12 protein-coding genes are annotated in these 15,423 nt (G+C 45.5%); 5 read left to right on the forward strand and 7 right to left on the reverse strand.

Annotation, left to right across the window (positions count from 1 at the left end):
- Positions 1-74 precede the first annotated feature (74 nt).
- Positions 75-725: an HAD-IA family hydrolase gene (locus NDI42_RS20940; protein ID WP_190458228.1), complete on the reverse strand. Its 651-nt coding sequence runs from the start codon at positions 723-725 to the stop codon at positions 75-77.
- 74 nt (positions 726-799) lie between these two features.
- Positions 800-1,750, reverse strand: a complete 951-nt coding sequence (gene queG, locus NDI42_RS20945) for a tRNA epoxyqueuosine(34) reductase QueG (protein WP_190458230.1) — start codon at positions 1,748-1,750, stop codon at positions 800-802.
- A gap of 187 nt (positions 1,751-1,937) precedes the next feature.
- On the opposite strand from queG, the gene NDI42_RS20950 reads away from it, so the two are divergent.
- Entirely contained in the window at positions 1,938-2,369 is a 432-nt protein-coding gene (locus tag NDI42_RS20950) for a ketosteroid isomerase family protein (protein ID WP_190458233.1), read from the forward strand.
- Between the two features lie 23 nt (positions 2,370-2,392).
- Here the strand turns inward: NDI42_RS20950 and NDI42_RS20955 are convergent, their stop codons facing one another.
- From NDI42_RS20955 to NDI42_RS20975, 5 genes are all read right to left on the reverse strand, one after another.
- Positions 2,393-2,524 (reverse strand): hypothetical protein, encoded by a 132-nt coding sequence (locus NDI42_RS20955; protein ID WP_348231470.1) that lies wholly within the window; start codon positions 2,522-2,524, stop codon positions 2,393-2,395.
- A 5-nt stretch (positions 2,525-2,529) separates the two neighbouring features.
- A complete protein-coding gene (locus tag NDI42_RS20960; protein WP_190458235.1) occupies positions 2,530-2,961 on the reverse strand; it encodes a hypothetical protein in 432 nt (143 codons plus the stop codon).
- A 252-nt stretch (positions 2,962-3,213) separates the two neighbouring features.
- The gene (locus NDI42_RS20965) at positions 3,214-3,642 is read right to left on the reverse strand and encodes an ATP-binding protein (RefSeq protein WP_190427323.1); all 429 of its coding nucleotides are present in this window, start codon (positions 3,640-3,642) and stop codon (positions 3,214-3,216) included.
- Positions 3,643-3,646: 4 nt separating this feature from the next.
- The gene (locus NDI42_RS20970; protein ID WP_190458237.1) at positions 3,647-5,347 is read right to left on the reverse strand and encodes a SpoIIE family protein phosphatase; all 1,701 of its coding nucleotides are present in this window, start codon (positions 5,345-5,347) and stop codon (positions 3,647-3,649) included.
- A gap of 356 nt (positions 5,348-5,703) precedes the next feature.
- Entirely contained in the window at positions 5,704-6,426 is a 723-nt protein-coding gene (locus tag NDI42_RS20975) for a response regulator transcription factor (RefSeq protein WP_190427327.1), read from the reverse strand.
- Positions 6,427-7,096: 670 nt separating this feature from the next.
- On the opposite strand from NDI42_RS20975, the gene NDI42_RS20980 reads away from it, so the two are divergent.
- The 4 genes from NDI42_RS20980 (at position 7,097) to NDI42_RS20995 (ending at position 15,055) form a co-directional block, all read left to right on the forward strand.
- Complete coding sequence (locus NDI42_RS20980; protein ID WP_190458239.1) at positions 7,097-9,298, forward strand: sensor histidine kinase; 2,202 nt, start codon at positions 7,097-7,099, stop codon at positions 9,296-9,298.
- 267 nt (positions 9,299-9,565) lie between these two features.
- Positions 9,566-11,779, forward strand: a complete 2,214-nt coding sequence (locus tag NDI42_RS20985; RefSeq protein ID WP_190458242.1) for a PAS domain-containing sensor histidine kinase — start codon at positions 9,566-9,568, stop codon at positions 11,777-11,779.
- Positions 11,780-11,832: 53 nt separating this feature from the next.
- Entirely contained in the window at positions 11,833-12,261 is a 429-nt protein-coding gene (locus NDI42_RS20990; protein ID WP_190437801.1) for a response regulator, read from the forward strand.
- A gap of 106 nt (positions 12,262-12,367) precedes the next feature.
- Positions 12,368-15,055: an ATP-binding protein gene (locus tag NDI42_RS20995; RefSeq protein ID WP_190458244.1), complete on the forward strand. Its 2,688-nt coding sequence runs from the start codon at positions 12,368-12,370 to the stop codon at positions 15,053-15,055.
- Positions 15,056-15,423: the final 368 nt, after the last annotated feature.

Raw genomic sequence — 15,423 nt, forward strand, 5'->3', positions numbered from 1 at the left:
GAACCCGCGCACGGGGGGGGCTCCCCAACCTACTTGCTTCTACAAATTTGGTAATTTAATCCTGTGCCTGGTTTTTAAAAACTCTGTTTTTTCAAGCTTTCTATAACTTCAATCAATTCGTGAGGATTGTAAATTAGAAAATCTGGATTATGCTTGGCTAACACTTCTTTGGAATTAAACCCCCAGCTGACTGCGATCGCTTTCACATTACTTTTTCTAGCTGCTTCTATATCTCTAGTTTCATCTCCAACATAAATAACATCTTGTTGTTTGATTTTATGTTGTTTTAAAAAACTATTTATTACCTTGTGCTTGCCAAAAACAGTAGGAGCTGAGTAAAGAAAATCAAAGACTTCTAAAAATACGTTATTTTCCAAAAATAATGTCACATTATCTTGGGAATTAGAAGTAATAATTCCTAAAGTATTACCTTGAGCTTTTAGCTCTATAAGAGCTTCTTTAATTCCGGGAAATGGTTTTAGCTCTTGAATTTTATTATTTAAGCCTGCTCTAACTTTCCTCAGCAGAAAGGGTAACTTAAAGAAGGAAACGCCAGATTTGTGAATAATTTCTCTAGAACTTAAATTTCGGAATTGTTCTATATCCTCTAGAGTGGCTAGCTTATAACCAAATTCTAAGGCTAAACAATTAGTAATACTCACAATGGCATCGAACGTATCAGCAATTGTGCCATCAAAATCAAAAATAATGGCTTTTTCGGTCATCGGTTTGGGTGTATCTCAACTTGGGATAAATTTTGTTTTGGGTACCGCCCACATCTCCACCCTATTTTATTGGTTTAGTTGCCTGAAGCTTCTAGATTTGTTCTGGCATTGCGCCGCAACATCTCTGGTTTGATCCGCCGCAGGGCTGAGGCTGGAAACCGACGATCCCATTCTTCATCAGAAATTTCAGCTAGTTCTGTTAAAGTGGGAGCCACATTTGCAGGATAAGGCTGAAACTCTGCAACATCAGTAGGCTTAGCGAAACGCTGGTTCCAAGGGCAAACATCCTGGCAGATATCGCAACCAGCAACCCAGCCTTGTAAATGGGGGGCGATCGCATCCGGCAACTTTTGAGTTCGATTCTCAATCGTGTGGTAAGCGATGCACCGCGAAGCGTCTACCACAAAGGGCTGAGTAATTGCACCCGTAGGACAAGCATCTAGACAACGAGTACAAGTCCCACAATGTTCAGTATGAGGCAAGTCAGGCGTTAAGTCGAGGTTAGTCAAAACTTCCCCCAAAAATACCCAAGAACCGTACTCTCGCGTAATGACATTCCCGTTTTTGGCAATCCAGCCAATCCCAGCCTGCTGCGCCCAGACTTTATCTTGCACTGGCCCAGTATCAGCATAGTAACGTGCCTGAATACCTTCGCCTTGTTCTTGCAACCAGTTAGCTAGTGCTTTCAACTTTTTATGCAAAACTTTGTGATAATCCCGTCCCCAACCGTAACGGGAAATTTTCGCATATTCGCTGCCTTCGGGGCGCTGCTGAGGCGTGTAATAGTTGAGGGCAACACAAATAAGCGATCGCGCCTCTGGCATCACCAGGCGAATATCCTGACGCTTGGGATTCGCCATCCATTCCATATCTGCCTGATAGCCTTGTGCCAGCCACGCCTGCAATCTCTGCGTCTCTAAACCGTCTGCTGCCCCATCTACAGCCGCAATTCCCGCCTTGTGGAATCCCAACTCCAAGGCGAGTTGCTTCACCTGACTGCTGCTGACGGAAACTTTCACACTCATTTTGGATACGTTTTTAATTATCCGAATTTCATTCTAACGTCAATAAAAAACTATATAGTTTAGCTTTTCTGTACTGTTTTTCTTATAAAAATGTCTAATGAGAACATTTTGGGAAAATCCCTCTAAAAGAGCAGGTATAAACCTGCTTTTTTGTTTAATACTAATAGCGTGGTTTCTTCTTAAACTGATGACACTTGCCGACAATTTGCCCGCAACCGAATCTGTTTCTACCACTGAGTTGAAAATTGAAGGACTAAATGAGCCAGTGGTACTGCGTTACTTTGAAACGATGAACGCAAGTGACTTTGAAGCAACAGCTGCTTTGTTTGCAGAAGATGGAGCAATGAACCCTCCGTTTGAGTCGGCGATAGAGGGGCCAGATGCGATCGCATCTTACCTGAAAGCAGAAGCCCAAGGATTTACACTTTCTCCCCGTCAGGGAATTGCCGAAACTTTAGAAGACACTAATACACAAGTCCAAGTCAGCGGCAAAGTACAAACACCTGTGTTTGGTATCAATGTCTCCTGGCTATTTATCCTTAACCCAGAACATCAAATTATTTCCGCCACCATCAAACTCTTGGCATCTCCCCAAGAACTCTTAAATCTACGCCGCTAAACGATATTGTCTCTCGTTAAGAGTCACAGACTGAGAATGCCTACCGTGTTAACAAAGCGGCGGGTAAGCGCCGCTTCGTTAACACGCTTAAATTTGAAGAGGAAGGAGGCACCTCCCAATCGGCGTTCCGAGTCCCAGTTTGGAAACGAGGGCAATTTGATTACGCTGCTGATTGTTGCCAAGAAAGTGCCAACATCTCACGCCATAACTCTAGATCCTTGGGAGCGCATACCCAATCTGGGTGACTTGTCCGCAGCAGACTTTCGAGTGTTTCTTGGTCAAAAAGGTGCCATACGGGTGCGCCATTCACAACAGACGCTACGGCAAAGCAATTTTCGCTGATACAGTGAATTGTACAAAAACAGGTTGTCCGCTCTATCCTCATCTGCTCCTCTGGCTGCATAGCTCTAAACAGCCGGATTGTTTGCTTCCACTCATCCAGAGAGCATACATTTAAGCCAGGAATTGCTACTTTCAGAGTGCGATCGCCATTTACCGCAATCCAGTAGTAGCGTGCTGGATCGATTCCCTCCAGCCAGGGTGATTCATCATCAAGGCGGTAACGTGGAGCCAGGGGAAACAACTGTTTCATAGCGATCGCCAACGCAAAATTAAAATTTAATGTCTTAACTTTTTCAAATAGTAAATATTAATTAGATTAAATCAATTCTTCTTAGTAAAACTTGACAAACAGGTTTTTTCTTGAAGCTCCTTTACAAAGCTATCCCATCCCCATTGTCAACAACCAGCTTTAAAAGGTAAGCAAATTTTAGGTCAAAAGCTTTGCTTGAGTCCCCTGCGTTTAACTGTAAGACACCCTAATTGAATATTCCCTGATACGTCCCTAAGCTTTAGTTGCCTCTGGTAAACTTGCTTCCAGCTTCAGACAGTTGCGACCATTTACCTGTAAGCGGTATTCCACCCTGTCCATCAGTCGGTTCATAATTAACCAACCATAGCCGCTTTCCTGTTTATCATCCGGGTTGGGTGGTAGATAAGTTGATAAATCAAATCCCTGACCGTGATCCCAAATTTCTAGAGCAATATCCCGATCTTTCAGCTCCAGACGAATCAACACTGGCAGATTTGGTTGATCTCTATGAGCATGACGCACCACGTTTGAGTATGCCTCCACCAAAGCCAATCGTAAGCGATTCGATTGACGAGGCCAATCAACCGAGTCGGTCAGCTCAACTTCCAAACAGCCCAGCAGCCAGCTTTCGACAATCGTCAAAAACTTTAAGTCACTTGGTACGTGCAGCTCAGTTCTCATTTATTTAAAGAACCTCCAGAGAGAGTATAGTTTGGTCGTCTTCCTGAACGTTGTTCGTCTGTTCTCGAATGCGGGCTAATAAGTTGGTCAAATTGAAAGGCGCTGGCTCTTGCCTAAGAAGTTTCCAAAGACCATCTTGTGTCAGCATACTACCCTGGGGTTCTAAGCTCCCACCAACATCAGATTGACCCGGTTCGAGCGACTGAGTGACAGTCGCTTCGGTGATCCCGTCACTCGTCAGCAAGAATATTTCCCCTGCATTTAAAGTTACCTGTCCCTGCTTGGCTTTCCAGACTGGTAAAATCCCTAGAGGAATGCCACGAGTCTTCAGGAAATTCGGCTCAAGTGCCGAGTCCTCAAGTTGTGCTGATTGTTGCAACACTGCTTGATGCGACCATATGAGGGGATAGATGTGACCAGCATTGGCATAGACGAGAGTATGATCTGCTGGAGTATAACGAGCCAGCACCATTGTAATAAAGCAGTTAGTGCTGACTAAATCATCTGACATAATACTGTTTAAATTCCGCATTACGACATCTGGCTCCGGAGAAATTTCTTGAGCCAGTTCCCGGCGCAACACGGAAATCGCACTAGCCATAAATAATGCGGCTGGTACACCTTTACCAGATACATCTCCTACTGCCAGCCAGATGTCGCCTTGGGGATGGAAATATACTTCAAAAAAATCACCCCCCACTTCTCTAGCTGCTACGCAACAGGCTTGTACCTTAAGACCTTCTACTTCTGGCCAGCTTTGCCGCAGTAGGTTGTTTTGAATTTGCCGTGCTACCTCTAGTTCGGCGCGCATTTGCTGAGCCTGCTGTTGCGTGCGCTGGTAGAGTTTTGCCTGAGAAATTGCCAATGCTGCTTGTTCGGCAACACCTTCAATTAGCTGCACTTCTTGGGGTTCCCACATCCCATTTTGAGTGTCCTGATAGAGGCAGAGAACTGATTGCTGCTGCTGCTGGTAGATCAGGGGTACAACTAGATGGGTGTATTGCGTTCCTTGTTCTTCGCCTTGAGCCAATTGTGTTTGGTGAGTCTCAAGGGCAGCTTCCAGGGCGGAATCAATATTAGGGAATTGACTAGCGGCGGCATTAGGATCTTGGTATGAGAAGGCTTCGCTCGTCAAGCGATCGCCTTCTACTGGTCTGAGAATACAACGGCTTGCCTCAAATGTCTGACCGATTGTATTGACAACCGTTTGCAGCATACTGTTGTAGTCCAGTGACTCCCGAATGGCAGTTGTCACCGCATTAAACAGTTCTTCTCGTCGCAAAGCACGGCGCAGTTCGTTTGTTCTTTGCTTTAGAACCTTGTAGGTTTCTGAGGCTTGTTGAACTACTGCTTTCAGGTTCTCTGGGTTCCAGGGTTTGGTGATGTATTTGAATACCTGACCTGAGTTAATTGCATCCACCAAGTCTTCAACATCGGTGTATCCGGTTAACAGGATGCGAATTGTATCAGGGAAGCGCTCAACTGTTTTGCTTAAAAATTCCGTGCCGTTCATCTGGGGCATTCGCTGGTCAGAGATAATCACAGCCATTTCCCCTTCTGCCTCCAATACTTGCAGCGCCAAGGCGGCACTGTCGGCTTTGAAGACTCGAAAATCTCGGCGGAATGTTCGATACAGCAAATCTAGGTTGTCATGCTCATCATCAACCACCATCAGTTTGAGTTTGCTCCCTTCTGCCTGACTCATCGGCTCATACCAATTTTGGATTGTGGATTGTGGATTGTAGATTGTGGATTGGAAAAAAGGTAATTACTAACACCCCATTTTTGCTTTTCACCTCTTCCCCAGTCACCTCCTCTCCATATATCGCTTGAGGGTTAAGATTAAACATCGACAGCTTAAGGGTAATCCAAATGGTCATACTTTGTTTTAATACAGCCAACCGGAGACAACGCTAAAAGCGTTTTTACCCTGTCAGATGCCGCTGGTTGATGATTTGGTCAGAACGACAGCTGATAAAACGTTTAAAATGCAAAATTAAAAATTTAAAAAGTGATGATTAAATTTTTAATTTTGCATTTTAAATGATGGCTCAACAGTGTTTATCCTACTAAACCAGAGCGCAATGCACGCACAGCTGCTTGTGTGCGGTCATCGGCACACAGCTTATTTAAGATGTTCCGGACGTGGGTTTTTACGGTTCCTACGGTGATGTATAGTTTTTCGGCGATCGCGGCATTGCTACAGCCTTCTACAATCAGTTGCAGAACTTCCAATTCCCTTTCTGTCAGCGGGTAAGCTTCTATTAGCTGAGAGTATTCTGGCTCTGTAGCATGAATTATTACCGTTTTTGATGCAGGTGCTAAATCGCCTCCTGCTTGACTGGCTCTGGTCTGCCTTAAGACAATTCGGGCGATCGCTGGATCAATCCATCCGTTGCCTTCGTGAGTCACTTGCAGCGCTTCCAGCAATTTATCAAAACTGATATTCTTCATGCAGTACGAGTCTGCACCTGCTGCGAATGCCGCCAGCACTGCTTCTTCGTCATCTTGCAAGGTCAACACCAATACTTTCGTGTTAGCTGGGTCTTCCAATGCCGCCTGCGCTTCTTTGAACGTTCTTGTTAATTCAATCCCGTCCATATCTGGCAGACCAATATCGACAATGGCGACATCTGGCTTGGTCGCTTCCAGTAACTTCAGACCTTCGGCGGCATTTGCTGCCTCGCCGACAAATTCTATTTCCCCACGCTGTTGCAGCGCTGTTCGTATCCCGACCCTGGTTAGGTCGTGGTCTTCAATTAAAGCTACGCGAATTTGGCTCATCTTTTACTTCCACACTTTCCAATTCTATGACTTTCTTAAAATAATTGAGTTTATAAACATTTTGCAGCAGTCAATTAAAGTGCATCCCTTCAGTGTTCTGATAATTTATTCCCTCCCAAGCAAATTTCAGCACTCTTGTTTACTAAGGGTAGTCTAGGTAAACATTACACTACATTAATGTCAAGGGCAGCGTTTGTTTCTGGTGACAGTTTAGGGACTGGTTAATTGTAGTACAAACCTGTGAGCGATCGCGCCCTTTAAACCACCACTGCTCTTGATTTTGTCAAGACCCTATACTCAAACACGGAACACAGCCAAAGCACACCACGCGATCGCAGCCAGAGATATACGTTGCTGGAAATCGCTGGATGTTATCGGCTATAATTCTCCACATTGCTTGAGTCGGTGCCATTAGAACAATCACGGTTTTCAACTAGCGCTGGTATGAGTATACCGGGTTGGCAGCCTTAGAATCACCCTTTTTGCGGATTTCTTAAAATCTCGATCTTCAAGAGGGATTGGGGATTAGGGCAAAGCAAATACAGCGCTGCCTCATGGACATGGTATAGTCTGCCTAATGCCTATTAGGGTTTGACTTGTTGGAACAGGGGTGGTTCTATATTAATCCCTATCAGGGATTGAAATAAAAGCACAAAACAAGAAGTTCGTAATGACCGCCTCTGGAACTCAACAACTGCGTCTTCTCTGGTCAGACTTACCCGTGCGTCGGCGGGGTGCGCTGATTATTGCCATTCCCATTTTGTGTCTTTTAACTTCAGTAGTAGCGTTTGCGGCACTTCAACGCAGTAACGCAGTGGCGCAACAGTATGTAGACCATACTCAAAAGGTGCTTTTGTATGCCAATCGCTTGCTCACAGCTTTAGTGAATGCCGAAACTGGAGTTCGGGGTTATGCTCTAACGAATCGCCCTGAATATCTGCAACCCTATGATGCTGGGATGGCTAGCATTCCTCACACTATCGAGGAACTGAGTCAGCTAGTCAAAAATAAACCAGAACAGGAACAACGAGTCCGAGAGATTCAATCGCTTTCCCAGCGAAAAATCGACATTATGAACCAAAATGTGGCTAGGTTAAGAGCCATCCAACAAGGAGCCACTGACACCTTCAGATTGGATGCTCAAGACAAAATCACTATGGATGCCATTCGTCGGCAAATTACTGATTTTTCTAGGGAAGAGGAGATACTGCTTTCTCAGCGCAAACAGGAATTAAACCAGCAGCAGGTAATTACCATAGGCGTACTAGGCACTACGGTAATACTTGGGGTGGTAGGCTCGCTGGCAGCTGTGTATCTGTTTGACCAGTTAGACCGGGAACTCGCAGAACGGCAAACTGGCTTGCGCGAAAGTAACATTCGCATCCAAGCAATTTTGGATAATGTGGTTGATGGGATTATTACTATCAATGAGCAGGGACACCTGGAGTCTTTTAATAAAGCTGCGGGGATGATGTTTGGTTATGAACCGGAGGAAGTTGTTGGCAAAAACCTGAAACTCTTGCTGGCACAATACTTTAGCGGTGATAGCGTCCAAACTCTGAACCGCTTTGTTGGCAATGACTATTCCAAAATTCGGCGGCTGCAAGAGACGGTGGGACAGCGGCAGAATGGGACAGTGTTCCCGATGGAGTTAGTCTTTAGCGAAATGCGATTGGACAATCAGCACCTGTTAATTGGGATTGTCCGCGACATTACGGAGCGCAAACAGTCGGAGGAAATTCTGCGAAAACAAGCGACTCTGCTCGACTTGGCGAATGATACGATTATTGTGCGCGATCGCCACGATCTGATTACCTATTGGAATCAGGGTGCAGTGCGGATTTATGGCTGGAGAAAAGAAGAAGCGATTGGTCAATTGAGCCATGCCTTATTCAAAACCGAATTTCCGCAACCGTTAGAAGAAATTCAAGAAGTCTTCCAAGAAGAAGGTTATTGGAAGGGTGAAGTTGTTCACACCAAGCGCGACGGAAGCAAGATTACTGTTTCTAGTCGTTGGTCGTTGCAGGTGGATGATGACGGGGAACCGTTAGCAATTCTGGAAATTAACAGCGACATCACCGACCGCAAAAAAGCTGAAGAAGATTTGCGATCGCGTGCAGGAGAATTAGCCAGACTAGGTTCTATCCTGGTTCAAACTAACACCGCCCTAGAAAAACGCAACCAAGAACTCGACCAGTTTGCTTATATTGTCTCCCATGACCTGAAAGCACCCTTGAGAGCGATCGCTAACCTCTCCACTTGGATTGAAGAAGATTTACCTGGTCAATCCGAAGAAACCCAGCACAATATAACTTTACTGCGATCGCGCGTTCATCGTATGGAAGCACTGATCGATGGCATCCTCCATTATTCCCGCGTCGGAAGAGTCAAAGCATCAGTTGAAAAAGTGGACGTTGCTAACTTACTAGCAGAGATCGTAGACTCCCAAGCACCCCCACCCGCCTTTACTATCAGCGTACAACCGGGAATGCCCACTCTTTCCACCCAACGCCTGCTCTTACAACAAGTTTTTGCCAACCTGCTTTCCAACGCCATCAAACACCACGATCGAGCCGATGGAACGGTGACAATATCTGTTCAAGACCAAGGCAACTTTTACGAATTTGCCGTAGCAGATGATGGCCCAGGAATTGCTACCGAGTACCATGAGAGAGTTTTTGAGATTTTTCAAACCTTAAAAGCCCGCGATACAGCAGAAAACACTGGCGTTGGTTTATCTCTGGTTAAAAAAATTGTCGAGGCTCAAGGGGGAAGCGTCCGCTTGGAATCTCAAATAGGTCAAGGATCGACATTTCGCTTTACCTGGTCTAAATCTGCGCCAAGAAGCGAGGAGTTAGAAGTTATGAGTTAGGAGTTGAGAGGCGAGAAGTTTGCTCGTTAAATACACGCCTATAGGCTGTAGACGAAGCGTTCCCTAAGGGTAAGGTAGCTTAGTTTGTATACCCGCGTGTAGAGACTTTGCTAGCAAAGTCTCTACATTTAGAAGGCGTTTTTACTCAAAACGCAAAACTATGAAAAAAATTGGTCGCCCTCCTAGTGGTGGATGCCGAAGAAGCTGTTGTGTGGCATTTTGTCATTAGGAGGATGGAGCTTTTGCCTAGTGGTTTGCTCTCAGCTTATGCGTTACGGTGTCCCTATAGTAGCGGTAATACTAGCTTTGCTAATTAAACTGCTAGTAGACACTCTAAATATAAATAGTGAAAAAAATAGCTATTTTAGCTTGATTTTTATCGCTATTTTAATTGGTGTCTTGTATGGTGGCATCCAAAGAGGAATGTTAACCTCTGTTTTAGCCACTTTCTTGCAGGTAAAAAAGCATCAAGAAACTAGAAGCGGCCAAAGTAAAACTACTTTGGCGACAACAAGCGTAGCGAGTGTGGTTAATACTTATCGCCAAAAGCTGCAAGGCGATCGCGCTATCCCTACCCAAAAGCAAGAAACTACACAAGATGCACTCCAGATACTCAGCTTCCATCTAGAAAACTCACCACTAGCAGTCATTGAGTGGGATAGTAACTTTCGGGTGATCAAGTGGTCGCAGCAAGCCGAAACCCTATTCGGATGGGACGACCAACTAATGGGTAAACATCCGAGCGAATGGAAATTCGTAGTACCTGAAGATTTGGCATCTGTCAATGGGGTAGTATCCCGGTTACTCAATGGCAGCGAACGGCGTAATATTTCTCAAAACCGGAACTATAGGAAAGATGGCTCGATTATCTACTGCGAGTGGTACAACTCGGCTTTAGTAGATGAGTCGGGGAATGTGGTTTCGGTGCTGTCTCTGGTTTTAGATATTACTGAGCGACAGCAGACGGAAGCAGCGCTGCGTAAAAGTGAGGAGAGACTGCGGTTATCCCTAGACGCGGGAGTAATAGGGATTTGGGACTGGAACATTCTGACGGGGGAGCTGGCGTGGTCGGATACGCTGGAACCTATGAATGCTATAGCTACTGGAAGCGGGACTTTTGCCGATTTTATTGAAAAGATTTATCCTGAAGACCGGGAGTTTGTAGAGAAAGCGATCGCGCAATCTGTAGAGCGGAAAACCAATTACGCCATTGAATTCCGGATTATTTCCCCTAACGGCAATATCTGCTGGATTGGGGGAAAAGGTCAGGTTTTTTGCGACGAAACAGGAAATGCAGTCAGAATGCTCGGCGTGTGCATGGATATCACCGAGAATAAGCGATCGCAAGCAGCATTGCGAGAAAGCGAAGAACGTTTCCGCACAATGGCAGATAGTGCGCCAGTGTTGTTATGGATGTCCGGGACAGATGCACTGTGTAATTTCTTCAATCAAAGTTGGCTTACCTTCACGGGACGAACTCTGGAGGAAGAAATGGGCAACGGTTGGACTCAAGGGGTGCATCGAGATGATTTCCAACGTTGCTTAGATACCTACATGACGGCTTTTAACGCCCGCGAAAATTTCCAGATGGAATACCGTCTTTTGCGTGCAGATGGGGAGTATCGCTGGGTTTTGGATAGAGGAAGACCGCGATTTATACCCGATGACACTTTTGCTGGCTATATTGGCTCTTGTATTGACATCACCGAGCGCAAAAAAGCTGAAGAAGATTTGCTTACCCGTGCGAAGGAATTAACCCGTCTGAGTGGTATTCTCGCCCAGACTAACATTGACCTAGAGAAACGCAACAAAGAACTCGACCAGTTTGCTTATATTGTCTCCCATGACTTGAAGGCACCATTGAGAGCGATCGCAAATCTCTCGACTTGGATTGAAGAAGATATCGAAGATAAACTCGACCCGGAAACGCGCCATAACATGGATTTACTGCGGGGGCGCGTTCATCGCATGGAAGCATTAATTAATGCACTTTTGCAGTATTCCCGCATCGGACGGGTGAACAAACCACCAGAACTTGTAAACTTAGCAACCTTACTGCCAAACATTATCGGCTCCTTGGCAGCTCCTCCAACCTTTACCATCACTATAGAGCCGGGAATGCCAACGTTATTTACACAACGCTTGCTCTTAGAGCAAGTGTTTGCTAATCTGCTGAGCAACTGTATTAAACACCACCCTTGGTCAGAGGGAAATGTGACAATATCTGTCCAGAATAGAGAAACCTGCTACGAATTTGCGGTCGTAGATGACGGAAATGGGATCGCTCCCCAATATCATGAAAAAGTTTTCGTGATGTTTCAGACACTGGAAGCGCGAGACAAGGTAGAAAATACTGGTGTTGGTCTAGCTATTGTTAAGAAAATTATTGAACAGCAAGGAGGAACAATTTGGCTGGAATCTCAATTAGGGCAAGGAGCAACTTTCTATTTCACCTGGCCCAAACAGCCAAAAAGTAAGTAATTTGGGACTGGGGGAGGATGCTCCCAATTACCAGTTTTAATTATTTTTAGAATATGGAAGGTAAAATGACAAATCTGTTGCTTGTTGATGACGATGAAGTTGATGTGATGACGGTGCGACGAGCCTTTAAAAAAAACAATATCACCAATCCCTTTTATGTCGCCCACAATGGGTTAGAAGCGCTGGCTATTTTGCGGGATGAGGACAATGTAACAAAAATTCCGCGAGAGCGTCGGTTAATCTTACTCGACCTAAATATGCCGAAAATGGGCGGAATTGAGTTTTTGCGAGAGTTGCGGGCAGATCCGGAACTCCGATCAACGCCCGTGATTGTCCTCACTACTTCCAATGAAGACAAAGATAAGGTGGAAGCTTATAATTTGAATGTGGCAGGCTATATTCTTAAACCAGTAACATTTACTAAATTTGTGGAAGCAGTGGCAACACTCAATCAATACTGGATGCTCAGTGAAATGCCGTAATTAGTCAGTTGTCAAGTTGAAACGTTAGAAATTATTACAACACATTAAAACTTGGAGATATTCAAACTTTAAAACGTCAACAGACAACAGACTAAAACTAATTTACATGGAAGAAACTTTAAAGATACTGATAGTTGATGACGATGAAGTAGATCGAATGGCGGTGCGGCGATCGCTAAAAACTGCTGGCATAAAAATGGAAGTGGTGGAAGCAATCAATTGTCAAGAAGCGATCGCATCTTTAAGTCATGATGATTTTGACTGCGTTTTCCTTGACTATCGCCTCCCTGACGGTGACGGACTGAGCTTGGTGCAAGATATCCGTTCGTCTGGTTTCAAAGCCGCCCTGGTAGTATTAACTGGCCAAGGAGACGAACAAATCGCCGTTGAGGTGATGAAAGCAGGTGCATCAGATTATATTTCTAAAAGCAAAGTCTCCCCAGAAAGTCTCGCCCGCTCACTCAGAAATGCCATTCGGCTGAATCGGGCTGAAACGCTTGCCCAGAGAGCAAATCAGCTACTCCAAGAAAGCGAACAACGCTACCGATTTGTTCTAGAAGGATCAAACGACGGGATTTGGGACTGGGATATCATTAGAAACCAAATTTACTGCAATGAGCGCTGTTTTGAAATCACTGGCTTGTCCGGTGATGGGTTTGTAAGCACTTACGATGCGTTTTGTCAACTAATACATCCAGAAGATAGACAGCGGATCATCGAGATCGTTACCGCTCACCTAGAGCTAGAGCGTGAATGTAATGTGGAATTTAAACTGCGCCATGTCTCCGGGGAATATCGTTACTGTATTGCCAAAGGCAAAGCGCAACGGGATAGCACAGGCAAAGCGTTTCGGATGTCAGGTATTATTAGCGACATTACAGAACGCAAGCAAGCCTTAGAAAGGCAGCGTTTCCTGGCTGAGGCTAGTGCCGTCCTTTCTGCTTCCCTAGACTACCAGGCGACTATGGAAACTCTGGCGCGACTGGTGGTGAATCACATAGCAGACTTGTGCCTAATAGACATTCTGGAAGCGGATGGCTTAGTGCGTCGGCTGGGGGCGGCTGTTTCAGATCCTAGCAAAGAAAATTTGGTGCGCCAGCTAAAGCACCGCTACCCGCCGGACATCGACGGAGGACATCCGGCGATGAAAGTGTTGCGTACTGGCAACTCGGAATTAGTTCGAGAAATTACCGACGATATGCTGGAAGCAGCTACCCACGATGCCGAACACCTGCAAATAGTTCGGGATATCGGCTTCCGCTCTTATATAGTAGTGCCGCTATTGGTGCGCGGGCGGGCGCTAGGGGCGATTTCGTTGGTTTGCACCCAAGCAAAAGGAGCCTACGACGTATCAGACTTAGCGCTGGCGGAAGAACTCGCCCGTCGTGCGGCCTTATCGGTGGAAAATGGGCAACTATATCGGGAAGCGCAGGAAGCGAGTAATAATTTACGCAAGGCAATTATCATTCTGGGGGAACAACAGCAACAACTGCGGACGCTACAGCAACTGACAAATTTACTCAACCAGCGTCTGTCAGATTTACCAGGGTTGTTGCGGGTGATGGTGCAAGCGGTTTGCGATGCGATCGCAGGCGCTGAGTTTTGTTTCATAATGTTGCAAAATCCCCAATGCGATCGCTTGGTGCTGACGGTCACGGCGGGAATAGGTACAGACAAGTTGCAGCTAGAAAATGGCTTTGCTTCAGAGGAAGGATTGCTTTCTCAGGTGTTTTTGACAGGAATTTCCCAGCTGATTCAGGACGAGGAAAGAGGGAAAGAGGGACACAGCCAAACAGGTTCCGAGATGGCTGCTTCGATGTATGTGGTGGCGATTGAGTCCGCGCAAGCGGGACGGCTAGGAGTGCTGGCGATTGGTAATTGGGAAGACTCTCATGCTTTTGACCAGGAAGACGGATTTCTACTGGCGGCGGTGGGAGAACAAGCAGCGATCGCTATCAATAATGCTCGTCTGATTAATACTTTAGAGGAGCGAGAGGAACGTTTAGCTTATCAGAATGAAATCTTGGGTCAACAAAACCGGGATCTGGAAAGCCTTTCAATTCAGATTCAACTGCAAAACCTGCAACTAATGGAAGCTGCTAAATTGAAATCGCAGTTTCTCGCCACCATGTCCCACGAACTGCGGACACCAATGAATGCTGTGATTGGGTTTTCTCAGTTACTGTTGCGCCAGCGGCAAAATCCGCTTACAGAACACCAAGAAGACATGGTGCAACGGATTCTCAGCAATGGCAAACACCTGTTAACGCTAATCAATGACATTCTCGACTTATCGAAAATTGAAGCCGGAAAACTGGAACTCAAACCAGACGAATTTAACCTGGTGCATCTAGTCAGAGCAACCACTGATGAATTGCGATCGCTTGCTTCGGAAAAGCACCTGAGTTTAGAGGTTCAGGCAGATTTAGCTAACCCGCAAATAATCAACGATAGCGCTCGCGTGCGGCAAATTTTGGTAAATCTTCTTTCCAATGCGATTAAGTTTACCGATTCCGGTGGTGTATGGGTCAAGCTGTGGGAAGTTTCTCCTAATGAAGTTGCGATCGCTGTTAAAGATACAGGTATTGGCATTGCCCAGGAAAACATAAACCATATTTTTGAAGAATTTCGGCAAGTCGATCAATCCCTCTCCAAAAGGTATGCTGGTACAGGTTTGGGACTTGCGATCACTAGCTCATTAGTACAATTAATGCACGGTAAAATATCAGTAGTGAGTAAGCTGGGACAAGGGTCTACTTTTGAAGTAGTGTTGGCTCGCAACGTTAGTAAGTAAGTCAGCGGAGGTTGGACTCGCGCGTCAGCCTATTTTTCCCCCCTGGAGGGATGTGAAGTTTGAGCAGGTGAGAAACCAAAGTATAATTAATATTAACTAACCGATAATTAATAAGTAATAAGCAATAAATAATCGCTACCATAGAAGTCCTATTTGATTTGTAAATTTAGGACTCAGGAGAGGAAGTCGCAGGTGATACTACCAACGAAAGAGCCGTGAAACAAATTTCCGGCTGAAAGCTCAAACCCGTTGAAACTGACATCTTGCACCATTCTCAATTACCCATACTGCCAGCCAGAGACAGAAATGTCTAAACCTTGCGTGCGAGCCAACTGCTGGAATCGTTTGATATCTTGAAGTAACAAAAG

This window comes from Funiculus sociatus GB2-C1, from assembly GCF_039962115.1.
Taxonomy (GTDB): Bacteria; Cyanobacteriota; Cyanobacteriia; order Cyanobacteriales; family FACHB-T130; genus Funiculus; species Funiculus sociatus.

Coding starts and splice junctions, on each gene's coding strand:
- NDI42_RS20950 (WP_190458233.1), top strand. CDS start 1,938: ATGACACTTGCCGACAATTTGCCCGCAACCGAATCTGTTTCTACCACT.
- NDI42_RS20965 (WP_190427323.1), bottom strand. CDS start 3,642: ATGAGAACTGAGCTGCACGTACCAAGTGACTTAAAGTTTTTGACGATT.
- NDI42_RS20970 (WP_190458237.1), bottom strand. CDS start 5,347: ATGAGTCAGGCAGAAGGGAGCAAACTCAAACTGATGGTGGTTGATGAT.
- NDI42_RS20995 (WP_190458244.1), top strand. CDS start 12,368: ATGGAAGAAACTTTAAAGATACTGATAGTTGATGACGATGAAGTAGAT.
- NDI42_RS20990 (WP_190437801.1), top strand. CDS start 11,833: ATGGAAGGTAAAATGACAAATCTGTTGCTTGTTGATGACGATGAAGTT.
- NDI42_RS20960 (WP_190458235.1), bottom strand. CDS start 2,961: ATGAAACAGTTGTTTCCCCTGGCTCCACGTTACCGCCTTGATGATGAA.
- NDI42_RS20980 (WP_190458239.1), top strand. CDS start 7,097: ATGACCGCCTCTGGAACTCAACAACTGCGTCTTCTCTGGTCAGACTTA.
- queG (WP_190458230.1), bottom strand. CDS start 1,750: ATGAGTGTGAAAGTTTCCGTCAGCAGCAGTCAGGTGAAGCAACTCGCC.
- NDI42_RS20985 (WP_190458242.1), top strand. CDS start 9,566: ATGCGTTACGGTGTCCCTATAGTAGCGGTAATACTAGCTTTGCTAATT.
- NDI42_RS20975 (WP_190427327.1), bottom strand. CDS start 6,426: ATGAGCCAAATTCGCGTAGCTTTAATTGAAGACCACGACCTAACCAGG.
- NDI42_RS20940 (WP_190458228.1), bottom strand. CDS start 725: ATGACCGAAAAAGCCATTATTTTTGATTTTGATGGCACAATTGCTGAT.